The organism is Bradyrhizobium sp. 62B, assembly GCF_030272265.2.
Taxonomy (GTDB): domain Bacteria; phylum Pseudomonadota; class Alphaproteobacteria; order Rhizobiales; family Xanthobacteraceae; genus Bradyrhizobium.
This window is the reverse complement of the sequence record NZ_CP092841.2, coordinates 5,741,808-5,764,276: the sequence shown is the minus strand read 5'-3', so window position 1 is coordinate 5,764,276 and position 22,469 is coordinate 5,741,808. Positions and strand designations below refer to the sequence as shown.

Genomic DNA, 22,469 nt, shown 5'->3' with positions numbered 1-22,469 from the left:
AAATCCCGCCCCCAAAGCCGCACATTTCTAAGGCGTGGGGGTCCGTATCATTACGGATGGCAATCGGAATTCGGAATTTTATCCCGGGCTGGTCATCTTCTCGGGGCGCACCAGGCGATCGAACTCGTCGGCCGAGACCAGGCCGAGGCGCAGCGCCTCCTCCTTCAACGTGGTGCCGTTGGCATGAGCCGTCTTGGCCACCTTGGCGGCGTTGTCGTAGCCGATCTTCGGGGCGAGCGCCGTCACCAGCATCAGCGAGCGCTGCATGAGCTCGTCGATGCGCTTCTCGTCGGCACGGATGCCGCTGACGCAATGTTCGGTGAAGGATCGCGCGGCATCGGCCATCAGGCGGATCGAGTGCAGCATGTTGTAGGCGAGCACGGGCTTGTAGACGTTGAGCTCGAAATGGCCCTGGCTGCCGGCCACCGTGATCGCGGTGTGATTGCCGAACACCTGGCAGCACACCATGGTCATCGCCTCGCATTGCGTCGGGTTGACCTTGCCCGGCATGATCGACGAGCCCGGCTCGTTCTCCGGCAGGATCAGCTCGCCCAACCCCGAACGTGGGCCGGATCCGAGCAGGCGGATGTCGTTGGCGATCTTGAACAGGCCCGTCGCCACCGAATTGATGGCGCCGTGCACCAGTACATAGGCATCGTTCGAGGCCAGCGCCTCGAATTTGTTGGCGGCGCTGGTGAAGGGGAGTTTCGTGATGCCGGCGACATGCTTTGCGAACAGTTTTGCAAAGCGCGGCTTCGAGTTGAGGCCGGTGCCGACGGCGGTGCCGCCCTGCGCCAACGGATGGAGGTCCTTCACCGCGACCTTGAGCCGCGCGATGCCGCTTTCGACCTGAGCGGCATAGCCGGAAAACTCCTGGCCGAGCGTCAGAGGCGTCGCATCCTGGGTGTGGGTGCGGCCGATCTTGACGATTTTCGCGAACGCCTTCTCCTTCTTGCGTAGCGCGCGGAGCAACTCGTTGAGCGCAGGGACGAGGTCGGCGTTGATGCGGCTTGCGGCCGCGATGTGCATCGCGGTCGGAAACGAATCGTTCGACGACTGGCTCATGTTGACGTGGTCGTTGGGATGCACCGGCTTCTTGGCGCCGAGCTCGCCGCCGAGCAGTTCATTGGCGCGGTTGGCGATCACCTCGTTGAGGTTCATGTTGGTCTGCGTGCCGGAGCCGGTCTGCCACACGACAAGCGGAAAATGATCGTCGAGCTTGCCCTCGATCACCTCGCGCGCGGCGCGGATGATGGCACCCGCGCGGCGCTGGTCGAGCAGGCCGAGTTCAAGATTGGATTGCGCGGCGGCGAGCTTGACGATGCCGAGTGCGTGCACGAGCGCGATCGGCATGCGATCCGTTCCGATGCGAAAGTTCTGGCGCGAACGTTCGGTCTGTGCGCCCCAATAGCGATCGGCGGGGACCTCGATGGGGCCGAAACTGTCGGTCTCGGTGCGGGTCGCGGGGCGAGCAGTTTTGGGGCGAGCAGATTTGGCCATGAGCGCATCCATTCCGCCGCGCGAAACGCCGCACGGCCTCTTCATGTGCCTCTATATAGGGAGTTTGGCCGGGCGCGACGGGCTCCGGCCCAATCTAGATCATTTCTTGCGGAAACGATCGAGCCGCACGACTTCGGCGCCACCCTGGTTCGGGGCCGCCGGCTCTTCCGTGCTTTCCGCCGCTTGAGCGGCAGGCGCCGGCACCGCGACCGCGGACGGGGCAGGAGCGGCGGGCAGCGTCTCGGGCGCGACCTCGGCGACGTCGGAGGTGTCGAACTGAAGGCCGAATTTCACGGACGGATCGAGGAAGCTCTTGATGGCGCTGAACGGCACGATCAGGCGCTCCGGAATGCCGCCGAAGGACAGGCCGACCTCGAAGCGGTCCTCGAGCACGGTCAGATCCCAGAACTGGTGCTGCAGGATGATCGTCATCTCTTCCGGATATTGCGCCAGCAGCCGCGACGACAGCTTCACGCCCTCGGCCTTCGACACGAAGGTGATGAAGAAATGGTGCTCACCGGGCAGTCCATGGGACGCGGCATCGGTCAGCACCTTCCGCAGCACGCCGCGCAGCGCGTCGCGGGCCAGCACATCGTATCGGATATGATCGGTCGCCATGGTCGTCCTGTTGCATTGCAGGAGTGGGGCCCTGCCGGCCCGACTCGCCAAGCCGCGATAGTACCGCGCCTGACGGGTCAGCAGGAGTCCCGTCGGGCAGGAAATCGCCGGGGTAGGAATAAGGTAAGTGGAGGCTTCTGTTGCCAGGTGCCTCCGAACCCCGCCTAACGGAGCTTAACCCGTTAGGACTTTAAGATGGTCTTTCAAACTGCGTTACGCAGCCTGAGCAACCGGAGCAAAGTTGTCGTTGGCAACTATTGCAGTAGCCCGATAACGGCGGAACAATACCGGGAAAAAGCACGCCCTTTACGCCCTCGTCGATCCTATTTCGCCCCCGCCAAAGCCCGCTTCCGGAGTGTCCGTTGGTGGGCTTTGGTGGAGGCGCCGGGTACCGCCCCCGGGTCCGAATGGTTTATTACGACGACCGTTTATTTCCATAGCCGGCGAACCGGCACCCCCAATATAGGGGGCAAAGGTTTCAAATGACAGGTGTTTCGAGCGGCCATCCCGAGGTTCCCTTGAGATAGGTTCCCGCCAGGCTTGGCCGCGTCACGGCCGCCGTTCTAAGCTTCTGACATGTCCGAGGATTCTGCACCGGCCCCACAAGAGCCGGACCATCCAGCCGCTGCCGCCGTGCCGCCCGGGCTGCTCGACCTGTTCCTTGCTTTCGCCCGGATGTCGCTGGCGGGCTTCGGCGGGGTCTTGGTGTTTGCCCGGCGGGCCATCGTCGAACAGCACCGCTGGATGAATGCGGACGAGTTCAACGAGACTTTTGCGCTCTGCCATTTCCTGCCAGGGCCCAACATCGTCAATCTGTCGATGGTGTTCGGCGCGCGGCTGCGCGGGATTGCCGGTGGCGTTGCCGCCTTCGCCGGCTGCTGCTGCCGCCGACCCTGATCATGACGGTGCTTGCGATCATCTATGCCCGGTTCGGCGATGTGGAGGTGCTGCGGCGGATCCTCGCAGGCGTCTCCTGTGCGGCGGTCGGCCTTTTGATCGCGGTGGTCTTCCGCATGATGAAGCCCCTGCTGAAGCGGACGGACCCCCTCGCGCTGATCCTGATGCTCGGTGTGTTCCTCGCCATCGGCGTGCTCCGCCTGCCGCTTCCGACGGTGCTGCTGGCCGCGATCCCTGTGAGTGTCGGCGCCACTTATTTCCTGCGACGGAAAGTAGCAGCATGAACGCCGAGAATCCGATCTGGGCGCTGATCGCCACCTTTGGACTGATGTCGCTGTTCGCGGTCGGCGGCGCCGCGGCGGCGGTGCCCGAGATGCACCGCATCGCGGTCGAGGTCCATCACTGGATGACCGAGAAGCAGTTCAGCGATGCCTATGCGATCGCGCAACTTTCGCCAGGTCCTAACGTGCTTATCGTGACGTTAATCGGCTATGCCGTCGCCGGCATTCCCGGCGCTCTGGCGGCGACGCTGGCGATGTGTCTGCCGACGGCGCTGCTTGCCTATTATGTCAGCCGGCTCCTCAACAGGCCGAGCCGATCGCGCTGGCCCGGCCTGATTCAGGCTGCACTGGTTCCTCTCTCGATCGGATTGATGGCGGCGAGTGCCCTGATCCTGGCCCAGTCGACCGATCGCACAATTGCTGCACTGCTTCTGACCGCAATAGTTGCGGTCATTGTATCGGTCTCGCGCCTCAATCCACTCTGGCTTCTGCTTGTCGGGGGCCTGTTGGGTTTTGCTGGCATTGTGTAATGAAAATCGCTAGGCAGTGATCCGGGCGGGGGATCCAGTTCCAGCCGATTTAGAACAACAGTGCTCGTGACTTACGGGTCGCGGAGGAGACATGCATGGCCGACACGATGGGCCACTCAACGACGGCCACCCGAAACACCCGGTTGGCGGTCGGCTTTTGTCTGCTGGCGATTGCGCCGCAGATCTTCGAATTGATCTGGTCGATCGGGACGATCTTCGGATGGGGTACCGGCCGCGGCCCGGCCGCCGTGGTGATCGGCCACGCCACGGCGTTGCTCGCCGGCGCGCCAGGAGCGTTGATCGGTGCGGCCAGCGGTGACACCAAGAAGGCGTCATCGGATGTGCTGCTCGCGCTGATCTATTCCTACCCGCTGTTCGTGGTGGCTATTCTCACGCTGTTCATGACGGTCCGGTCGGCGCAGGATTATGTCGGAGGCGTCGTCCTCATGGCGGTTGCCCTGTTCGCGCTGTGGGCCGGGAGCGATTTGCAGGGCATGCGGGGCTTCTCCTTCGGCGCAGGCACCGCGCCGCGCATGTTCGGCGGATTGCTGGTTGCCTTGTCCGCCGGCATCGCCCTGACCGGTCTTCTGACCGATGGGCCGGCGATGGCCCATTATGCCTGGCGAGGACCATTGTTCGTGGTGGCCGCGATCCTGTTCTTCGCTTTGGCGATCCGGCCGCTCGGCGTCGTGGTCACGGCCTTTGTCAGCTTCATGATCGCCGCGATGGGCTCGGAGGAGACGCGCTGGCGTGAAGCGGCGATCGTCGGCGCCTGCCTGACGGTAGGTTGTGCGATCCTTTTTCCATACGTGCTCGGGCTGCCGATGCCGATGTTTCCGCGTTTCCTGAATCAGTGAGGGCGTGATGGACCTTTTTGCCAACCTCGCTCACGGCTTCGTCGTCGCGCTCTCGCCGATCAACCTGCTGATGTGCCTGATCGGCGCTCTCGTCGGCACGCTGGTCGGCGTTCTCCCGGGCATCGGCACCATCGCGACCGTCGCGATGCTGCTGCCGATCACCTTCGGACTGCCGCCGGTCGGCGCCTTGATCATGCTCGCCGGCATCTATTACGGCGCCCAGTATGGCGGCTCGACCACGTCGATCCTGGTCAACATACCCGGTGAGGCGACGTCGGTCGTCACGGCCATCGACGGCCACCAGATGGCGAGGCAAGGCCGCGCCGGCCCGGCGCTGGCGATCGCCGCGATCGGCTCGTTCTTCGCCGGCTGCGTCGCGACCGTGCTCATCGCCGTGCTCGGCGCGCCCCTGACCAAGCTCGCGCTGGCGTTCGGTCCGGCGGAGTATTTCTCGCTGATGGTGCTCGGCCTGATCTTTGCGGTCGTGCTGGCCAAGGGCTCGGTGCTGAAGGCGATCGCGATGATCGTGTTCGGCCTGTTGCTGTCGATGGTCGGCTCGGACATCGAGACCGGCGCCTCCCGCATGGCCTTCAACATTCCGGAGCTCGCCGACGGTCTCGGCTTTGCGACGGTGGCGATGGGCGTCTTCGGCTTTGCCGAGATCATCCGCAATCTCGACGCCGGCGCCGAGATGAGCCGCGATCTCGTGCAGCAGAAGATCACCGGCCTGATGCCGACCAGAAAGGATCTGATCGATTCGGCGCCCGCGATCCTGCGCGGCACCGTGCTCGGCTCGATCCTCGGCATCCTTCCCGGCGGCGGCGCGACGATTGCGTCGTTCGGCGCCTATACGCTCGAGAAGAAGCTCGCCAAGAACCCGTCGCGGTTCGGCCGCGGCGCGATCGAGGGCGTGGCGGGGCCGGAGAGCGCCAACAACGCCGCGGCGCAGACCTCCTTCATCCCGCTGCTCACGCTCGGCATCCCGCCGAACGCGGTGATGGCGCTGATGGTGGGCGCGATGACCATTCACGGCATCGTGCCGGGCCCGCAAGTGATGCAGAAGCAGCCGGACCTCGTCTGGGGCATGATCGCCTCGATGTGGATCGGCAATCTGATGCTGATCATCATCAACCTGCCGCTGGTCGGAATCTGGGTGAGACTGCTGCGCGTGCCGTACCGGTTGATGTTCCCCTCGATCGTTATCTTCTGCGCGATCGGCATCTATTCGGTGAACAACGCGCCAGTCGACGTCATCCTTGCCGGCGTGTTCGGTCTCGTCGGCTACTGGCTGATCAAGCACGATTTCGAGCCGGCGCCTCTGCTGCTCGGCATGGTGCTGGGACCGTTGATGGAGGAGAACCTGCGCCGTGCGCTGCTGATCTCGCGCGGCGACTGGAGCGTGTTCCTGACGCGTCCGTTGTCGGCGGTGCTGCTGGCGGTCGCTGCGGCCCTTCTCGTCCTCACCGTGCTGCCAGCGCTCCGATCGAAGCGCGACGAGGTGTTCACCGAATCCGAGAACTGAGGTCGCGCTCCTGCGTCGGCACGCCGCATTCGGAAGTCCAATCGACTTGTGTTACGGCTTTGTGAAATGGAAATGCCGGCCCTTGGGCCGGCATTTTTGTGTCCAAAGGGGATCGACATGACCTTCATTCGCGCGCTCACGGGCGCATGTGCCGCGGCGCTCGCCTCGCTTTGCACGTTCGTTGCGCCAGCCGAGGCGCAGACCTACCCGACCCGCAGCATCACCATGGTCGTGCCGTTCGCGGCCGGCGGCCCGACCGACGTCGTCGCGCGCATCGTCACCGCGCACATGGCGCAGACGCTCGGACAGAGCATCATCATCGAGAACGTGGTCGGCGCCGGCGGCACCACCGCGACCACGCGCGCCGCGCGTGCGGCCAATGACGGCTACACGCTGATCACCGGGCACATGGGCACGCATGCCGCCTCCGTGCCGCTCTATCCCAAACTCGCTTATCATCCCGAGAAGGACTTCGAGCCGATCGCGCTGCTCGCGGGCACGCCGATCCTGATCCTGGCGCGCAAGGACTTTCCGGCGAAGGACCTGAAGGAGTTCGTGACCTACGTGAAGGCCAATGCCGAGAAGGTCAACGCCGCGCATGCCGGCGTGGGCTCGGTCTCGCACGTCTCGTGCGAGCTCCTGCACTCGATCCTCGACATCAAGCCGGTCGGCGTGCCCTTCAACGGCACGGGACCTGCGATGAACGCGCTGGTGGCAGGCCAGGTCGACTACATGTGCGACCAGATCGTCAACGCCGTGCCGCAGATCAACGCCGGCACCATCAAGGCCTACGCGATCGCAACGCCGGAGCGCAATCCGTCGCTGCCGAACGTGCCGACGACGGCGGAAGCCGGCCTGCCGAAATTCCAGGCCCAGGCCTGGAATGCGATGTTCGCGCCCAAGGGAACTTCGGCCGCGATCGTGGCCACCCTGACCGCCGCGGCCAGCAAGGCGCTCGACGACGAGACCGTGAAGAAGCGCCTGCTCGAGCTCGGCAGCGTCATCCCGACCCCTGCGGAGCGCACGCCGGAAGCGCTGGCCACCCTCGTCAAGAACGAGATCGCGAAGTGGACCCCGGTGCTGAAGCCGGCCACTTAAGCTGTACTTTCAAGCTGATAGGCGAGGGGCGGGACGCCGAGTTCCGCCCCTTGTCGTTTGCGCCGAGACCACTCATTTTTCCGGGTATAATCGGTACGGACAGCGAATCGCCGCTGTTGCAGCGCGGGGGCGGTCGCTAAGTTCGCCGCCTTCCCAAAGGCATAGTCGCACATGCACCAGTATCAGGACCTGCTCGAGCGGATTCTTTCAGACGGCGCGGAGAAGACTGATCGCACCGGTACCGGCACGCTCTCGGTGTTCGGCCATCAGATGCGCTTCAATCTGTCCGCGGGCTTCCCGATGCTGACCACCAAGCGGCTGCCGCTGAAGGCGATCGTGCACGAGTTGCTGTGGTTCCTGAAGGGCGACACCAACATCAAATATCTGCGCGACAACGGCGTCACCATCTGGGACGAGTGGGCGGATGCCAATGGCGATCTCGGCCCGGTCTACGGCCACCAATGGCGCTCCTGGCCCACGGCCGACGGCCGCAGCATCGACCAGATCGCCAACGTCGTTGACATGATCAAGCGCACCCCGGACTCCCGCCGGCTGATCGTCACCGCCTGGAATCCCGCCGACGTCGAGAAGATGGCGCTGCCGCCCTGCCACCTGCTGTTCCAGTTCTATGTCGCGAACGGCAAGCTGTCGTGCCAGCTCTATCAGCGCTCGGCCGACGTTTTCCTCGGCGTGCCCTTCAATATCGCCTCCTACGCGCTGCTCACCATGATGGTCGCGCAGGTCACGGGCTTGAAGCCCGGCGACTTCGTGCACTCGCTCGGCGACGCCCATCTTTATTCCAATCACCTGGAGCAGGCGCGGCTGCAACTGACGCGGACGCCGCGTCCGTTGCCGGTGATGCGGATCAACCCTGACGTGAAGGACATGTCGTCCTTCCGCTTTGAGGATTTCGAGCTCGTTGGCTACGACCCGCATCCGCACATCAAGGCGGAAGTCGCGGTCTGACTCGGATGTCGCTCAACATCCGCCGCGTGCGCCCGGGTGAAGCCGGTCTCGTCCTCGATTTCATCCGCGAGCTCGCCGAGTACGAGAAGCTCTCGCATGAGGTCGAGGCAACCGAGGCCGACATCGCCGAGGCATTGTTCGGGGACAGGCCGCAGCTCTATTGTGCGATTGCCGAGTGGAACGGTGAAGCCGTCGGCTTTGCCGTCTGGTTTTCGAACTTCTCCACCTTCAGCGGCCGCCACGGCATCTATCTCGAGGATCTCTACGTCCGGCCATCGCATCGGGGCAAAGGCCTCGGCAAGGCGCTGCTGGTCTATCTCGCGAAGGAATGCGTCGACAACGGCTGGTCGCGACTGCAATGGGCGGTGCTCGACTGGAACGCGCCGTCGATCGCGTTCTACAAATCGCTCGGCGCCGTCATGATGGACGACTGGACGCTTTGCCGCGTCACCGGGCCGGCGCTGACACGGCTTGCCGGGAGCTCTGCCTGATGGAGATCGTCTTCGTCGTCGCGATCGCGGAGAATGGCGTCATCGGCGCGGGCAATGCGATGCCGTGGCGATTGAAGTCCGACATGGCGCGCTTCAAGGCGCTGACCATCGGCAAGCCCGTGATCATGGGCCGCAAGACTTTCGAATCGCTGCCCCGCCGTCCCCTGCCGGGCCGGACCAATATCGTGATCACGCGCGATGCGGCTTATCGCGCCAATGGGGCCGTCATCACGACATCCGCCGCGGATGCCGGCGCGGTTGCGCTTGGCGATGCCCTGCGGCGTTCGGTCACCGAGATCGCGGTGATCGGCGGCGCCGAGATCTTCCGGCAATGGCTCGACCGCGCCGATCGCCTCGAGATCACCGAAGTGCATGCCCGGCCCGAAGGCGACACGCATTTCGACATCGACAAGGCGGAATGGGACGAGGTTGGACGCGTCCGCCATCCCGCCGGCCCCCTCGACAGCGCCGACTACTCCTATGTGACATATCGTCGGCGGCGCGGCCATTAACCGCTTTCGTCAATGTTTACATTGACTTTTTCGTGCCCGAGCATAGCTCGGAAGACGGTCAGGGCTGCGTTGTAAGGGACCTGCCTGTCCCCTATAAAGCCGGACCGGACAAAGCGGGCGGGGGCAATTCCACCCTGCCGAGGAGAGCGTCGAATGCCGTGGAAGAATCAGGGCGGTGGCCCATGGGGCTCGGGTCCAAAGGGACCATGGGGCTCAGGCCCGCAACCGGTCGGGCCGAGGCCGCCGGATCTGGAAGACCTTCTGCGCCGCGGCCAGGATCGCCTCCAGCAGATCATGCCGGGCGGCTATTTCTCCGGCATCGGCATCACGCTGATCATCCTGCTCATCATCGCGTTCTGGCTGCTGTCGGGCTTCTTCCGCGTGCAGTCCGAAGAACAGGGCGTCGTGCTGCGCTTCGGCAAGCACGTCCGCACCGTGGACCCGGGCCTGAACTATCATCTGCCCTATCCGATCGAGACCGTGCTGCTGCCCAAGGCGCTGCGCGTCAACACCATCTCGATCGGCATGACGCTGATCGACGATCCCGCACGTCGCGGCCGCTCCATCCGTGACGTGCCGGAAGAGAGCCTGATGCTGACGGGCGACGAGAACATCGTCGACGTCGATTTCACCGTGCTGTGGCGCATCAAGCCCAACGGTGTCGGCAATTTCCTGTTCAACATTCAGAACCCCGAAGGCACCGTGAAGGCGGTCGCCGAAAGCGCGATGCGTGAGGTGATCGGCCGATCGCAGATCCAGCCGATCCTGACCGGTGCGCGCAACGTTACCGAGCAGGGCGTCCAGGAGCTGATCCAGAAGACGCTGGACAGTTACGGGGCCGGCATCCAGATCAGCCAGGTACAGATGCAGAAGGTCGACCCGCCCGCGCAGGTCATCGACGCCTTCCGCGACGTCCAGGCGGCGCGCGCCAATCTCGAGCAGCTGCAGAACGAAGCGCAGACCTACGCCAACCAAGTCGTGCCGCAGGCGCGCGGACGGGCGGCGCAGATTCAGCAGGCCGCCGAAGGCTACAAGGAGCAGGCGGTCGCCGAGGCCAAGGGCCAGAGCGCGCGCTTCCTGAAGGTGTACGACGAATACAAGAAGGCGCCCGACGTGACGCGTGAACGAATCTATCTGGAGACGATGGAGCGCGTGCTCGGCGGCGCGGACAAGCTCGTCTATGACGGCGGCTCTTCGGGCCAGGGCATCGTGCCCTATCTGCCGCTGGGCGAATTGACCACCAAGCGGCCGCCTACCACCGGTCCGCAGTCGAGCGGAGGCAACCGATGAGGTCTCCGGTCACAGGTTTTGTCACGCTGATCGCGCTCCTGTTCGTCGTGGTCGTCGGCTACATGTCGCTGTTCACGGTGCAGCAGACCGAGCAGACCATCGTGCTGCAGTTCGGCCGGCCCGTCGACGTCGTCACCGCCCCCGGCCTGCACTTCAAGGCGCCGTGGAATTCGGTGATCAACATCGACAAGCGGATTCTCGACCTGGAGAACCCGTCGCAGGAAGCGATCGCGTCCGACCAGAAGCGGCTCGTGGTCGATGCCTTCGCGCGCTACCGCATCAAGGACGCGCTGCGCTTCTATCAGAGCGTCGGCTCGATCCAGGCTGCGAACATCCAGCTCACCACGCTCCTCAACGCGGCGCTGCGCCGCGTGCTCGGCGAAGTCACCTTCATCAACGTGGTGCGCGACGACCGCGAGAAGCTGATGCAGCGCATCCGCGATCAGCTCGATCACGAGGCCGACGGCTACGGCATCGAGGTCGTCGACGTCCGGATCCGCCGTGCCGACCTGCCGGAGCAGAACAGCCAGGCGGTCTATCAACGCATGAAGACCGAGCGCGAGCGCGAAGCGGCCGAGTTCCGCGCGCAGGGCGGCCAGAAGGCCCAGGAGATCCGCTCCAAGGCCGACCGTGAGGCGACCGTGATCATCGCGGAAGCCAACTCGCAGGCCGAGCAGACCCGCGGTGCAGGCGATGCCGAGCGCAACCGCCTGTTTGCGGAAGCCTACAGCAAGGACGCCGACTTCTTCGCCTTCTACCGGTCGATGACCGCCTATGAGAACGGCCTGAAGTCGAACGATACCCGCTTCCTGCTGCGGCCGGACTCGGATTTCTTCCGGTACTTCAGCAACCCGTCCGGCAAGATGGCCACCGAGACGCCGGCGAAGCCGTAAGCTAGATAGAGGGCGGCGAATCTCGCCGCCCTTCGTCCAAACGAAAACAGCGTCACGGGAGGTTCCAATCCGATGAGGTCCATTGCGTTCTCCGATTTCCTCATCGGCTTGGGCATCCTGTTCGTGCTGGAAGGCCTGATGTTTGCGGCCAGTCCGAACTGGATGCGCAAGGCCATGAAGAGCGCCATCGCCACGCCGGACAATATCCTGCGGGTGGTCGGGATCGGTTCGGCGGTCGCCGGCCTGATCCTGATCTGGGTGATGCGGCGTCCGGTCTAGACCCTCGGACCAACGCCAAAGTGAAGCCGAAAGACGGGTTTTCGCCGTATTATCGGGGTCTTGAGGCCGTTAAGCTCCGTGCTTGCGCCGTCCCCCCGTTCGAGCGCAGTCTGGACCCGAATCCTTTTCTCTGGAGATCCCAATGCCCGCTGCCACCATTGCCCCGACCCGCTTGCGTTTAGGGCTGGCCGCGCTCGTCGTCAGTGCTTTCAGCGTGTTCGGCACGCCGGCAGAGGCGCGCGGACCGGATGGCATTGCCGACGTCGCCGAGAAGGTGATCGACGCGGTCGTCAACATCTCGACCTCGCAGACCGTCGAAGCCAAGGGCGGTGGCAGCAACACCATGCCGCAACTGCCGCCCGGCTCGCCCTTCGAAGAGTTCTTCGACGACTTCTTCAAGAACCGCAGGGGCCCCGGCGGCAGCAAGGGCGGCGACAACGGCAGCGCCCCGAAGAAGACCAACTCGCTCGGGTCCGGCTTCATCATCGACACCGCGGGTGTCGTCGTCACCAACAATCACGTCATCGCGGATGCCGACGAGATCCACGTCATCCTCAACGACGGCACCAAGATCAAGGCCGAGCTGGTCGGCGTCGACAAGAAGACCGATCTCGCCGTGCTCAAGATCAAGCCGCCGAAGCCGCTGGTCGCGGTGAAGTTCGGCGACAGCGACAAGCTGCGCCTCGGGGACTGGGTGGTCGCGATCGGCAATCCCTTCAGCCTGGGAGGCACGGTGACCGCCGGCATCGTCTCCGCCAAGAACCGCGACATCTCCTCGGGACCCTACGACAGCTACATCCAGACCGACGCCTCGATCAACCGCGGCAATTCCGGCGGTCCGCTGTTCAACCTCGATGGCGACGTCATCGGCGTCAACACGCTGATCATCTCGCCATCGGGCGGCTCGATCGGCATCGGCTTCGCCGTGCCGTCGAAGACGGTCGTGGGCGTCGTCGATCAGCTGCGCCAGTTCGGCGAGCTGCGCCGCGGCTGGCTCGGGGTGCGCATCCAGAGCGTCACCGACGAGATCGCCGAGAGCCTCAACATCAAGCCTGCGCGCGGCGCGCTGGTTGCGGGCGTCGACGACAAGGGCCCGGCCAAGCCGGCCGGCATCGAGCCGGGCGACGTCGTCGTCAAGTTCGACGGCAAGGACGTCAAGGATCCGAAGGACCTCTCTCGCGTCGTCGCCGACACGGCGGTCGGCAAGGAGGTCGACGTGGTCATCATCCGCAAGGGCCAGGAGCAGACCAAGAAAGTCACCCTCGGCCGCCTCCAGGATCCCGAGAAGGTGCAGGCCACGGTGAAGACCGACGAGCCGGCGCCGGAAAAGCCGGTGACGCAGAAGGCCCTCGGCCTCGATCTCGCCGCGCTGAACAAGGATCTGCGTACGCGCTACAAGATCAAGGACAGCGTCAAGGGCGTGGTCGTCACCAATGTCGACGCCAATTCCGACGCCGCGGAGAAGCGCCTCTCGGCCGGAGACGTCATCGTCGAGGTTGCGCAGGAAGCGGTCTCGAGCGGTGCCGACATCCAGAAGCGGGTCGATCAGCTCAAGAAGGACGGCAAGAAATCGGTGCTGCTGCTGGTCTCCAATGCCGACGGCGAGCTGCGCTTCGTCGCGTTGAGCGTGCAGTAAGGCAGGCTTTTCGCTCCACACTCGCTATCATGCCCCGCGAAAGCGGGGCATCCAGTACGCCGCGGTCTCCCCGTATCCCCGCTCTGTCTCTGGAACACTGGATCACCCGCCTTCGCGGGTTTTGACGGCGGAGGGGAGGTGGCTACCCCTCCACGAACTCCTCACGCTTGTACCCCTGCGCATAGAGCAGCGCGGTGAGATCGCCATGATCGATCCGCGCGGCCGCCGCCGCCGCAACCGCCGGCTTGGCGTGATAGGCAACGCCGAGCCCGGCCGCCTGGATCATCGCGAGATCGTTGGCGCCGTCGCCGACCACGACCGAGTCGATGTCGTCGAGATCGAACGATTCCATCAGGTCGACCAGCGTCGCGAGCTTCGCCGCGCGGCCCAGAATCGGCTCCTTCACCTCGCCGGTGAACTTGCCGTCGCGCACGACGAGCTCGTTGGCGCGGTTCTCCTGGAAGCCGATCTTGGCCGCGACCGCGGTCGTGAACAGCGTGAAGCCGCCGGAGACGAGGCAGGTATAGGCGCCGTTGGCCCGCATGGTCGCGACCAGCGCGCGGCCGCCCGGGGTCAGCGTGATGCGCTTTTCCAGCACTTCGTCGACCGCGCTGGAGGGTAGGTCCTTCAGCAGCGCGACGCGCTCGCGCAGCGCCGGCTCGAACTCGATCTCGCCGCGCATGGCGCGTTCGGTAATGGCGGCGACATGCGCCTTCACCCCGACGAAATCGGCGAGCTCGTCGATGCATTCCTGGCCGATCATGGTGGAATCCATGTCGGCGAGAAAAAGCTTCTTGCGCCTGAAGCCGACAGGCTGCACCACGATGTCGATGGGCAGGTCGCCGCGCAGCTCGCGCAGCCGCTGCTCGATGGCGTGGCGGTCGGCTTCGAGGTTACTGTCGGCACCGAAGGGGATATCAACCGCGACGCCGTCGAACAGCCAGTGTGCGGGCGATGCCTGCGGCAGCACGGCGCGGGCCCCGTCGACGATGGTGGAATCGAGCGCGGGATTGTCGGGGTTGCAGATCAGCGTGGCGACGAGGGACATTTGAGGTTTTCGTGAGCGAGGAGCAAGTCGGCAGAAGGCCCGTTGGCGAGGCCGTGCTTATCGCAGGACCGACCGCCAGCGGCAAGTCGGCGCTGGCGCTGGAGCTCGCGCTCGCCACCGGCGGTATCGTCATCAATGCCGATTCCATGCAGGTCTACCGCGACCTGCGCATCATCACGGCACGGCCGACACAGGATGAGGAAGCGCGCGCTCCGCACCGTCTCTACGGCCATGTCGATGCCGCCGTGAATTTTTCGGCCGGGGCCTGGGTGACTGATGCGGCAAAGACGCTCGACGAGGCGCGCGCCGAAGGCTGCCTGCCGATCTTCATCGGCGGCACCGGGCTCTATTTCAAGGCGCTAACGGCGGGACTCTCGGTGGTGCCGCCCATTCCTGCCGAGGTGCGCGAGGACGTCCGCGCGCGGCTGGAGCGGAACGGGGCGGAGGCGCTGCATGCGGAACTCGCCGCTCGCGATCCGCGCGCCGCGGAGCGATTGAACCTGCGAGACCGCACCCGCATCGCGCGCGCACTCGAAGTGATTGAAGCGACCGGCCGGTCGCTGCTCGACTGGCACCGGGAGGGCCAGCCGCCGCTGCTGCCCAAGGACAGTTTTAGCGCCATCTTCCTCGCGCCCGAGCGCGACGCGCTTTATGCCCGGATAGATGCCCGCTTCGATGCCATGCTGGAGGCCGGCGCGCTGGAGGAGGTCGAGCGGCTCGCCGCGAGGCAGCTCGATCCGCTGCTGCCGGCGCTGAAGGCCCATGGCGTGCCGGCCCTGATCCGGCATCTGCGCGGCGAACTCAGCCTTGAGCAGGCCGCCACCATCGGGCGCGCCGACACCCGCCACTACGCCAAGCGGCAATTCACCTGGTTCCGGCACCAATTGCCGGACTTTGCATGGGTCAGGCCGGAGGAGGCGAGGGGGTGGCTTGCGGCCGTCGTGAGGGCGGCGCGGGACGGCGGCTGACACACTTTCCCTCCGGGTTCCCCAATTTACCTCTCGCCGAACCCGGGGAACACCGCTACACTGCCAAAATCGCGCGGGAACGGCCGCATTGCCTTGACATCCGGGCTTTGGCCGCTATGTTTCGCGCAACCTTTGGGAAGCCGGGCACCTGTCATGCGTAACTTTATTACCAAACTCCTTATCGCCGTCGTACCCAGGCACACCGCCGGGGATGGCTAGCTGCCATCCACATGACAGGCGGTGTGCATGGGCCCTCTTCGGGGCCTTTTTTATTTCCCAAACCCGACACGAACGAAGCCGCTGACAACAGCGCATCCGGAGCAAGCCAATGAGCGACAAGAGCCACGATCCGAACCAGATGACCGGCGCCGCGATGATCGTTCGCGCGCTCATCGATCACGGCGTGACCGACATTTTCGGCTATCCCGGCGGCGCGGTGCTTCCGATCTATGACGAGATCTTCCAGCAGAGCGAGGTCCAGCACATCCTGGTGCGTCACGAGCAGGGCGCGGGCCACGCCGCCGAAGGCTATGCGCGCTCGACCGGCAAGCCGGGCGTCGCGCTGGTGACGAGCGGTCCCGGCGCCACCAACATGGTGACGCCGCTGACCGACGCGCTGATGGACTCGATCCCGCTGGTCTGCATCTCCGGCCAGGTGCCGACGCATCTGATCGGCAACGACGCGTTCCAGGAATGCGACACGGTCGGCATCACGCGGCCCTGCACCAAGCACAATTGGCTGGTGCGGGACGTCAACGATCTCGCAAAAGTGCTGCACGAAGCCTTCTACGTCGCGACCTCCGGCCGTCCCGGCCCGGTGCTGGTCGACGTGCCCAAGGACGTGCAGTTCGCGACCGGCACCTATCATCCGCCGCGCAAGTCCGACGTGCACCGCTCTTACGCGCCGCGCGTGAAGGGGGATGCGACGCAGATCCGCAAGGCCGTCTCGCTGCTCGCGAACGCCAAGCGCCCCGTGATCTACAGCGGCGGCGGCGTCATCAATTCCGGCCCCGAGGCGACCAGGCTGTTGCGCGAGCTGGTCGAGGTCACCGGCTTCCCGATCACCTCCACGCTGATGGGCCTCGGCGCATACCCCGCGTCGGGCAAGAACTGGCTGGGCATGCTCGGCATGCACGGCACCTACGAGGCCAACATGACGATGCATGATTGCGACGTCATGCTATGCGTCGGCGCGCGCTTCGACGACCGCATCACCGGTCGCGTCGATGCGTTCTCCCCGGGCTCGAAGAAGATCCACATCGACATCGATCCGTCCTCGATCAACAAGAACATCCGCGTCGACGTGCCGATCATCGGCGATTGCGGCAACATCCTCGGCGACATCCTGCAGGTGTTCAAGGCGGAGGCGAAGAGGCCCGACATCAAGTCGTGGTGGCAGCAGATCGCGCAATGGCGCGCCCGCAACTCGCTCTATTACAAGAAGAGCAACGACGTCATCCTGCCGCAGCACGCGATCCAGAGCCTGTTCGAGGCGACGCGCGGCAGGGACACCTACATCACGACCGAAGTCGGCCAGCACCAGATGTGGGCGGCGCAGTTCTACGGCTTCGAGGAGCCGCATCGCTGGATGACGTCGGGCGGTCTCGGCACGATGGGCTACGGCCTGCCGGCCGCGGTCGGCGTGCAGGTGGCACACCCGGACAGCCTCGTCATCGACATCGCGGGCGATGCCTCGGTGCAGATGACGATGCAGGAGATGTCGACGGCGGTGCAGTACGAGTTGCCGATCAAGATCTTCATCCTGAACAACCAGTACATGGGCATGGTGCGGCAGTGGCAGCAGCTGCTGCACGGCAACCGTCTCTCGCATTCCTATTCGGAGGCGCTGCCGGACTTCGTCAAGCTCGCTGAGGCCTATGGCGGCGTCGGCATCCAGGTGCACAAGCCCGGCGATCTCGACGGCGCCATCCAGGAAATGATCTCGGTCAAACGCCCGGTGCTGTTCGACTGCCGCGTCGCGGCGCTCGAAAACTGCTTCCCGATGATTCCCTCCGGCAAGGCGCACAACGAGATGCTGTTGCCGGAGCAGGCGAATGACGAGGCGACCGCGAAGGCGTTCGCCGGCGGCAAGGCGCTGGTGTGACGAGAGAGATTTGAGAGGACGACAATGAACCAGCCCGCATCCGCCTACTTCATCGAAGAGCGCCATGATCCGAACGAGACGCACACGCTCGCCGTGCTCGTGCAGAACGAGCCCGGCGTGCTCGCGCGCGTCATCGGCCTGTTCTCGGGCCGTGGCTACAACATCGAAAGCCTCACGGTCTCCGAGACCGAGGCCCAGAAGCATCTGTCGCGCATCACCATCGTCACGACGGGCACGCCGATGGTGATCGCGCAGATCAAGAACCAGCTTGACCGCATGATCCCGGTCTACCAGGTCGTCGACATGACCCAGACCCGGCGCTCGATCGAGCGCGAGCTCGCCATGGTCAAGGTGCGCGGGCAGGGCGAGCATCGCGTCGAGGCACTGAGGCTGGCGGATGCGTTCCGCGCGCGGGTGATCGACGCCACCACCGAGAGCTTTGTGTTCGAGATCACAGGCAATACCGACAAGATCAATCAATATATCGACCTGATGCGCCCGCTCGGCCTCGTCGAGGTGTCGCGCACCGGCGTTGCCGCGATCGGCCGCGGGCCTGAAGGGATGTGAATCATGCTGGCGCGCGACTGGTACTATAACGAGCGGAACCGGATGGGGATCGAGCCCGCTGTGGCCTCGATCTACGACGCCCACGACGATGCCGATCTGCGGGCGCGCGCCGCGCTGAAAATGCTGGGAGTCCAGCGCGGCTGGCGCATCGCCGATATCGGCTGCGGCAACGGCGTGCTGGCGACCGAAGCGGCGCTGATGGGCGCCGAGGTCGACGCCATCGACATCTCGCCGGCGATGCTGGCGCTTGCCGAGATCTATGCGCGCGATCGCAAGGCGCCCGTGCGCACCCAGTCCGCAGGCCTGCTCAGCTTCGCCTATCGGCCGGAATCCTACGATTTGATCGTCAGCGAATTCACGCTGCATCATTTGCCGGATTTCTGGAAGGCGGTGGCGATGTCGCGGATCTTTCGCGCGCTCAAGCCGGGCGCGACGTTCTATCTGCGCGACATCGTCTACGCATCGATGCCGGACGCGGTCGAGCGCGACGTCGAGCAATGGGCCGATTTCCAGATCAAGAACCACGACTTTTCACGCGAGGGCGTCGTCACGCATATGCGGGACGAATATTCCACCTTCGGCTGGGTGATGGAGCGGATGCTGACCGACGTCGGCTTCACGCTGGTCTCGGCCGACTACCACGCACCGATGCACGGCACCTATCTGCTGCGCAAACCAAGAGCCGGCGAGCAAGGCTAAAACGAACAACAACAGGACTGCACGACAGGGCAGAGCCGAGAACAACAATGAAGCCGGCCGATATCCTCATCGCCCTCCTGGTGGCGATCATCTGGGGGCTTGCCTTCGTGGCGAGCCGGATCGCGCTCGACGAATTCTCGCCGGAGCTGATGACGGCGATGCGCTTCGCCATTGCGGCGGCGCCGTGCCTGTTCATTCCGAAGCCCAAGGTCGCTTGGTCGCTCCTGATCGCGATCAGCTTCACGCTGTTCCTCGGCCAGTTCCTGTCCCAGGCCTACGGCATCGCCCATGGCGTGCCGGTCGGGCTGACCAGCGTCGTGGTGCAGAGCCAGGCACTGTTCACGATCGGCTTCGCCGCGATCGCATTCGGCGAGCGGCCGACGCCGGTGCAGACGCTCGGCATCGGCATCGCCGCAATCGGCCTCCTGATGATCTGCGGCACGGTCGGCTACGATTTCAGCGTCGCGGCCTTTGTGGTGTTGATGATCGCTCCGGTCTGCTTTGCGATCGGCAATCTTCTGCTGCGCGGGGCGCGCGGCGCGCCGATGTTCGATCTGTTTGCCTGGCTGTGCCTCACGGCCGCGGTGCCGCTCTTCGCGCTTGCGCTGGTCGTCAACGGGCCGGCGCCGACCCTCCAGTCGCTGATCCACATGTCGCTCACCGGCTTCATCTGCCTGCTGGCGATCGGGGCGATCTCCACCAGCATCGCCTATTGGCTGTGGGGCCGATTGCTGCGCGACTATCCCGCCGCGCAGGTGGTGCCGTTCGCACTGCTGGTGCCGTTCGTCGGCTCGGCGGCCTCGAGCATCGTGTTCGGCGAGCGGTTCGGGCCCCTGCGGCTGGCCGGCATGCTGACCGTGATCGCCGGCATCGCCGTCATGGTGCTGGCGAAGCGGCCCAACGCGTTACCCGAAGAACCGTCGCCGAAGACGGCGTGAGGTGAGCATGTCCCAGTCGCTGTTCTATGCCTTTCTCATCTTCATGGTCGTGATGTATTTCACGCCGGGGCCGAACAACATCATGCTGTTGTCGTCGGGCCTCACCTACGGCTTCCGGCGCACCATCCCGCACATCGTCGGCATCGTCCTCGGCTTTGCCTTCATGGTCGCCGCGGTCGGCCTTGGGCTCGGCTCGGTGTTCCTGGCCTATCCGATCCTGCAGACCATCCTGAAATATGCCGGCGCCGCCTACCTGATCTATCTTGCCGCCGCGATCGCCATGTCCGGTCCGACCAGGCCGGGGGAGGGAGATAGCCGAGGCCCGATGACCTTCTGGGGCGCGGCGATGTTCCAATGGATCAATGCCAAGGGCTGGGTGATCGTGATCGGCACCATTACCGCCTATGCGGCGATCGCCCAATTCCCGCTCAATATCGCGATCCAGACCCTGATCAGCCTGATCGTCGGCACCGTCTCGACCGTGGTCTGGGCCCTGTTCGGCTCCGCATTACGGCCGGTCCTGACCTCGGAGCGGCTGGTCCGCGCCTTCAATATTCTGATGGCGATCCTGCTGCTGGCCTCCCTCTACCCCGTTTTCATGGATGCATGATGTCGCGGATTTCCATGCAGAAACGGGTTTCCCTCTGGGGCCGAAATGCTCTAGACAGCCCCCGAAATCCGCAAATTTCACCCTTCGGACACTGACCATTGGCCGATTTTCGGCCCTGAACGAGGAAACGACCTATGCGTGTTTATTACGATCGCGACGCCGACCTGAACCTGATCAAGGGCAAGAAGGTCGCCATCGTCGGCTATGGCAGCCAGGGCCATGCCCATGCGCTCAATCTGAAGGATTCCGGCGTCAAGGAAGTCGCCATCGCGCTGCGCAAGGATTCGGGCTCGGTGAAGAAGGCGGAAGCCGCCGGCTTCAAGGTGATGGAAGTCGCCGAAGCCGCCAAATGGGCCGACCTCGTCATGATGCTGACCCCGGACGAGCTCCAGGGCGACATCTATCGCGATCACCTGCACGACAACATGAAGAAGGGCGCGGCGCTGGTGTTCGCGCACGGCCTCAACGTCCATTTCAACCTGCTCGACCCGCGCGCCGACCTCGACGTGCTCATGATCGCGCCGAAGGGTCCCGGCCACACCGTGCGCTCGGAATATCAGCGCGGCGGCGGCGTGCCCTGCCTGATCGCGATCGCCAAGGACGTCTCGGGCAACGCCCATGACCTCGGCCTGTCCTACGCGTCGGCCGTCGGCGGTGGCCGCGCCGGCATCATCGAGACCACCTTCAAGGAAGAGTGCGAGACCGACCTGTTCGGCGAGCAGGTCGTGCTTTGCGGCGGCCTGGTCGAGCTGATCAAGGGCGGCTACGAGACCCTGGTCGAAGCCGGCTACGCGCCGGAGATGGCCTATTTCGAGTGCCTGCACGAAGTGAAGCTGATCGTCGACCTGATCTATGAAGGCGGCATCGCCAACATGAACTACTCGATCTCCAACACCGCCGAATACGGCGAGTACGTCACGGGTCCGCGCATCGTCACCGCCGAGACCAAGGCCGAGATGAAGCGCGTTCTCGCCGACATCCAGGGCGGCAAGTTCGCCCGCGACTGGATGCTCGAGAACAAGGTCAACCAGACCTCGTTCAAGGCGACCCGCGCCAAGCTCGCTCAGCACCCGATCGAGGAAGTCGGCGCGAAACTCCGCGACATGATGCCCTGGATCAAGAAGGGCGCGCTGGTCGACAAGAGCAAGAACTAAGCTTTGCGTCCCCCGGATGCAGCGCAACACGCAAGTGGTGCGCTGCTGGTCCGGGGTTGCGGCTCCTGGGTCCCGGCTCTGCGCTCGCTTCGCTGCACTTGTCTGGGACACCGGTCACAATCCAAGGCATGATCGCGGGAACCTGAGGGAGAGGACCATGCGATCTGTCGTCGTCACCGGTGCGTCCACCGGCATCGGCTGGGCTACTGCAAAATTCCTGATCGGGCGCGGCTATCGCGTCTTCGGCAGCGTCCGCCAGCAGGCCGATGCCGATCGGCTGACGGCCGAGTTCGGCAGCAATTTCTCTCCTCTGCTGTTCAACGTCACCGACGAAGCCGCCGTGCTGGCGGCCGCGCGGACGGTCCGCGAGGCGCTGGGCGGCGAGACGTTGGCCGGCCTCGTCAACAATGCCGGTGTCGCGGTCGCCGGCCCCGTGCTCGAATTGTCGGCGGACGATTTTCGCCGCCAGATGGACATCAACGTGATCGGCCCCGTCATCGCGACGCAGGCGTTCGGGCCGCTGCTCGGCGCCGACCCCTCGCTGAAGGGGCCGAAAGGGCGGATCGTGATGATCAGCTCGGTCGCGGGCAAGAACGGCAATCCGCTGTCGGCGCCTTATTGCACCTCCAAGCATGCCATCGAAGGCCTTTCCGAAAGTCTGCGCCGTGAATTGATGCTGTTCGGCATCGACGTCATCATCGTCGCCCCTGGCGCGGTGAAGACGCCGATCTGGAGCAAGGCCGAGGAGATCGATCTCTCCGTCTACCAGAACTCGCCCTACCTGCCGGCGCTGAACAAGGTCATGGCCTTCATGATGGACCTCGGCGCCAAGGGCCTGCCGGCGGAGCGGATCGCCGAGATCGTGTTCGAGGCGCTCACCGCGGCGAGCCCGAAGGTGCGCTATCAGATCACCCCGGACCCGATGCGGCATCTGATTGCGAGCGTGTTGCCGAAGCGGACGCTCGATCGCATCATCGCCAAGCGGCTCGGATTCCTGCCGCAGTAAGATGG

The 22,469-nt window shown here is 64.7% G+C and carries 22 protein-coding genes, 1 other RNA gene and 1 pseudogene; 20 read left to right on the top strand and 4 right to left on the bottom strand.

Features of this window, described 5'->3' with window-relative positions:
• Positions 1 to 78: 78 nt before the first annotated feature.
• The 3 genes from fumC to ssrA all read right to left on the bottom strand — a co-directional run bounded on the left by fumC (position 79) and on the right by ssrA (position 2,610).
• Entirely contained in the window at positions 79 to 1,512 is a 1,434-nt protein-coding gene (fumC, locus tag ML401_RS27675; protein WP_211416346.1) for a class II fumarate hydratase, read from the bottom strand.
• Positions 1,513 to 1,599: 87 nt separating this feature from the next.
• Positions 1,600 to 2,118, bottom strand: coding sequence for an SspB family protein (locus ML401_RS27670; RefSeq protein WP_212067637.1), 519 nt, complete (start codon positions 2,116 to 2,118; stop codon positions 1,600 to 1,602).
• 126 nt (positions 2,119 to 2,244) lie between these two features.
• Positions 2,245 to 2,610, bottom strand: a transfer-messenger RNA (tmRNA) gene (gene ssrA, locus ML401_RS27665).
• A gap of 84 nt (positions 2,611 to 2,694) precedes the next feature.
• On the opposite strand from ssrA, the pseudogene ML401_RS27660 reads away from it, so the two are divergent.
• From ML401_RS27660 to ML401_RS27605, 12 genes and pseudogenes are all read left to right on the top strand, one after another.
• Positions 2,695 to 3,299, top strand: a pseudogene (locus tag ML401_RS27660) (chromate transporter).
• Positions 3,296 to 3,826 carry a chromate transporter gene (locus ML401_RS27655; RefSeq protein WP_212067636.1) on the top strand — a complete coding sequence of 177 codons (531 nt, stop codon included), beginning with the start codon at positions 3,296 to 3,298 and terminating at the stop codon, positions 3,824 to 3,826. Before ML401_RS27660 ends, ML401_RS27655 begins: the two are co-directional and overlap by 4 nt.
• A 95-nt stretch (positions 3,827 to 3,921) precedes the next feature.
• On the top strand, positions 3,922 to 4,683 hold the full coding sequence (locus ML401_RS27650) for a tripartite tricarboxylate transporter TctB family protein (RefSeq protein ID WP_212067635.1): 762 nt from the start codon (positions 3,922 to 3,924) through the stop codon (positions 4,681 to 4,683).
• A 7-nt stretch (positions 4,684 to 4,690) separates the two neighbouring features.
• Complete coding sequence (locus tag ML401_RS27645) at positions 4,691 to 6,205, top strand: tripartite tricarboxylate transporter permease (protein WP_246776340.1); 1,515 nt, start codon at positions 4,691 to 4,693, stop codon at positions 6,203 to 6,205.
• A gap of 117 nt (positions 6,206 to 6,322) precedes the next feature.
• On the top strand, positions 6,323 to 7,303 hold the full coding sequence (locus tag ML401_RS27640) for a tripartite tricarboxylate transporter substrate binding protein BugD (RefSeq protein ID WP_212067634.1): 981 nt from the start codon (positions 6,323 to 6,325) through the stop codon (positions 7,301 to 7,303).
• Between the two features lie 171 nt (positions 7,304 to 7,474).
• Positions 7,475 to 8,269 carry a thymidylate synthase gene (locus tag ML401_RS27635; RefSeq protein WP_212067633.1) on the top strand — a complete coding sequence of 265 codons (795 nt, stop codon included), beginning with the start codon at positions 7,475 to 7,477 and terminating at the stop codon, positions 8,267 to 8,269.
• A gap of 5 nt (positions 8,270 to 8,274) precedes the next feature.
• Positions 8,275 to 8,760 (top strand): GNAT family N-acetyltransferase, encoded by a 486-nt coding sequence (locus ML401_RS27630; protein WP_194403854.1) that lies wholly within the window; start codon positions 8,275 to 8,277, stop codon positions 8,758 to 8,760.
• The gene (locus tag ML401_RS27625; RefSeq protein WP_285807617.1) at positions 8,760 to 9,272 is read left to right on the top strand and encodes a dihydrofolate reductase; all 513 of its coding nucleotides are present in this window, start codon (positions 8,760 to 8,762) and stop codon (positions 9,270 to 9,272) included. Before ML401_RS27630 ends, ML401_RS27625 begins: the two co-directional genes overlap by 1 nt.
• Before the next feature lie 153 nt (positions 9,273 to 9,425).
• Positions 9,426 to 10,562: an FtsH protease activity modulator HflK gene (hflK, locus tag ML401_RS27620; RefSeq protein ID WP_211416352.1), complete on the top strand. Its 1,137-nt coding sequence runs from the start codon at positions 9,426 to 9,428 to the stop codon at positions 10,560 to 10,562.
• On the top strand, positions 10,559 to 11,455 hold the full coding sequence (hflC, locus tag ML401_RS27615) for a protease modulator HflC (RefSeq protein ID WP_194403851.1): 897 nt from the start codon (positions 10,559 to 10,561) through the stop codon (positions 11,453 to 11,455). Before hflK ends, hflC begins: the two co-directional genes overlap by 4 nt.
• A gap of 72 nt (positions 11,456 to 11,527) precedes the next feature.
• Positions 11,528 to 11,734, top strand: a complete 207-nt coding sequence (locus ML401_RS27610; RefSeq protein WP_194403850.1) for a DUF2065 domain-containing protein — start codon at positions 11,528 to 11,530, stop codon at positions 11,732 to 11,734.
• Positions 11,735 to 11,876: 142 nt separating this feature from the next.
• A complete protein-coding gene (locus ML401_RS27605; RefSeq protein ID WP_212067626.1) occupies positions 11,877 to 13,370 on the top strand; it encodes a Do family serine endopeptidase in 1,494 nt (497 codons plus the stop codon).
• A gap of 142 nt (positions 13,371 to 13,512) precedes the next feature.
• Here the strand turns inward: ML401_RS27605 and serB are convergent, their stop codons facing one another.
• Entirely contained in the window at positions 13,513 to 14,418 is a 906-nt protein-coding gene (gene serB, locus ML401_RS27600; RefSeq protein WP_285807616.1) for a phosphoserine phosphatase SerB, read from the bottom strand.
• Positions 14,419 to 14,429: 11 nt separating this feature from the next.
• Here serB and miaA point away from each other — a divergent pair, with 11 nt between their 5' ends.
• The 8 genes from miaA to ML401_RS27560 all read left to right on the top strand — a co-directional run bounded on the left by miaA (position 14,430) and on the right by ML401_RS27560 (position 22,464).
• On the top strand, positions 14,430 to 15,386 hold the full coding sequence (miaA, locus tag ML401_RS27595; RefSeq protein ID WP_285807615.1) for a tRNA (adenosine(37)-N6)-dimethylallyltransferase MiaA: 957 nt from the start codon (positions 14,430 to 14,432) through the stop codon (positions 15,384 to 15,386).
• A gap of 328 nt (positions 15,387 to 15,714) precedes the next feature.
• A complete protein-coding gene (locus tag ML401_RS27590) occupies positions 15,715 to 17,490 on the top strand; it encodes an acetolactate synthase 3 large subunit (protein WP_194403846.1) in 1,776 nt (591 codons plus the stop codon).
• Between the two features lie 24 nt (positions 17,491 to 17,514).
• Complete coding sequence (ilvN, locus tag ML401_RS27585) at positions 17,515 to 18,057, top strand: acetolactate synthase small subunit (protein WP_028145447.1); 543 nt, start codon at positions 17,515 to 17,517, stop codon at positions 18,055 to 18,057.
• 3 nt (positions 18,058 to 18,060) lie between these two features.
• On the top strand, positions 18,061 to 18,756 hold the full coding sequence (locus ML401_RS27580; RefSeq protein WP_285807614.1) for a class I SAM-dependent methyltransferase: 696 nt from the start codon (positions 18,061 to 18,063) through the stop codon (positions 18,754 to 18,756).
• Positions 18,757 to 18,803: 47 nt separating this feature from the next.
• Positions 18,804 to 19,694 carry an EamA family transporter gene (locus ML401_RS27575; RefSeq protein WP_285807613.1) on the top strand — a complete coding sequence of 297 codons (891 nt, stop codon included), beginning with the start codon at positions 18,804 to 18,806 and terminating at the stop codon, positions 19,692 to 19,694.
• A gap of 7 nt (positions 19,695 to 19,701) precedes the next feature.
• Positions 19,702 to 20,304 carry a LysE family translocator gene (locus ML401_RS27570; RefSeq protein ID WP_285807612.1) on the top strand — a complete coding sequence of 201 codons (603 nt, stop codon included), beginning with the start codon at positions 19,702 to 19,704 and terminating at the stop codon, positions 20,302 to 20,304.
• A gap of 134 nt (positions 20,305 to 20,438) precedes the next feature.
• On the top strand, positions 20,439 to 21,458 hold the full coding sequence (gene ilvC, locus ML401_RS27565) for a ketol-acid reductoisomerase (RefSeq protein ID WP_194403842.1): 1,020 nt from the start codon (positions 20,439 to 20,441) through the stop codon (positions 21,456 to 21,458).
• 157 nt (positions 21,459 to 21,615) lie between these two features.
• Positions 21,616 to 22,464: an SDR family oxidoreductase gene (locus tag ML401_RS27560; RefSeq protein ID WP_285807611.1), complete on the top strand. Its 849-nt coding sequence runs from the start codon at positions 21,616 to 21,618 to the stop codon at positions 22,462 to 22,464.
• Positions 22,465 to 22,469 lie beyond the last annotated feature (5 nt).

Excerpts from the sequence above, each read along its gene's own strand:
- fumC (WP_211416346.1), bottom strand. The coding sequence starts at position 1,512 with ATGGATGCGCTCATGGCCAAATCTGCTCGCCCCAAAACTGCTCGCCCC.
- ML401_RS27670 (WP_212067637.1), bottom strand. The coding sequence starts at position 2,118 with ATGGCGACCGATCATATCCGATACGATGTGCTGGCCCGCGACGCGCTG.
- ML401_RS27655 (WP_212067636.1), top strand. The coding sequence starts at position 3,296 with ATGAACGCCGAGAATCCGATCTGGGCGCTGATCGCCACCTTTGGACTG.
- ML401_RS27650 (WP_212067635.1), top strand. The coding sequence starts at position 3,922 with ATGGCCGACACGATGGGCCACTCAACGACGGCCACCCGAAACACCCGG.
- ML401_RS27645 (WP_246776340.1), top strand. The coding sequence starts at position 4,691 with ATGGACCTTTTTGCCAACCTCGCTCACGGCTTCGTCGTCGCGCTCTCG.
- ML401_RS27640 (WP_212067634.1), top strand. The coding sequence starts at position 6,323 with ATGACCTTCATTCGCGCGCTCACGGGCGCATGTGCCGCGGCGCTCGCC.
- ML401_RS27635 (WP_212067633.1), top strand. The coding sequence starts at position 7,475 with ATGCACCAGTATCAGGACCTGCTCGAGCGGATTCTTTCAGACGGCGCG.
- ML401_RS27630 (WP_194403854.1), top strand. The coding sequence starts at position 8,275 with ATGTCGCTCAACATCCGCCGCGTGCGCCCGGGTGAAGCCGGTCTCGTC.
- ML401_RS27625 (WP_285807617.1), top strand. The coding sequence starts at position 8,760 with ATGGAGATCGTCTTCGTCGTCGCGATCGCGGAGAATGGCGTCATCGGC.
- hflK (WP_211416352.1), top strand. The coding sequence starts at position 9,426 with ATGCCGTGGAAGAATCAGGGCGGTGGCCCATGGGGCTCGGGTCCAAAG.
- hflC (WP_194403851.1), top strand. The coding sequence starts at position 10,559 with ATGAGGTCTCCGGTCACAGGTTTTGTCACGCTGATCGCGCTCCTGTTC.
- ML401_RS27610 (WP_194403850.1), top strand. The coding sequence starts at position 11,528 with ATGAGGTCCATTGCGTTCTCCGATTTCCTCATCGGCTTGGGCATCCTG.
- ML401_RS27605 (WP_212067626.1), top strand. The coding sequence starts at position 11,877 with ATGCCCGCTGCCACCATTGCCCCGACCCGCTTGCGTTTAGGGCTGGCC.
- serB (WP_285807616.1), bottom strand. The coding sequence starts at position 14,418 with ATGTCCCTCGTCGCCACGCTGATCTGCAACCCCGACAATCCCGCGCTC.
- ML401_RS27590 (WP_194403846.1), top strand. The coding sequence starts at position 15,715 with ATGAGCGACAAGAGCCACGATCCGAACCAGATGACCGGCGCCGCGATG.
- ilvN (WP_028145447.1), top strand. The coding sequence starts at position 17,515 with ATGAACCAGCCCGCATCCGCCTACTTCATCGAAGAGCGCCATGATCCG.
- ML401_RS27580 (WP_285807614.1), top strand. The coding sequence starts at position 18,061 with ATGCTGGCGCGCGACTGGTACTATAACGAGCGGAACCGGATGGGGATC.
- ML401_RS27575 (WP_285807613.1), top strand. The coding sequence starts at position 18,804 with ATGAAGCCGGCCGATATCCTCATCGCCCTCCTGGTGGCGATCATCTGG.
- ML401_RS27570 (WP_285807612.1), top strand. The coding sequence starts at position 19,702 with ATGTCCCAGTCGCTGTTCTATGCCTTTCTCATCTTCATGGTCGTGATG.
- ilvC (WP_194403842.1), top strand. The coding sequence starts at position 20,439 with ATGCGTGTTTATTACGATCGCGACGCCGACCTGAACCTGATCAAGGGC.
- ML401_RS27560 (WP_285807611.1), top strand. The coding sequence starts at position 21,616 with ATGCGATCTGTCGTCGTCACCGGTGCGTCCACCGGCATCGGCTGGGCT.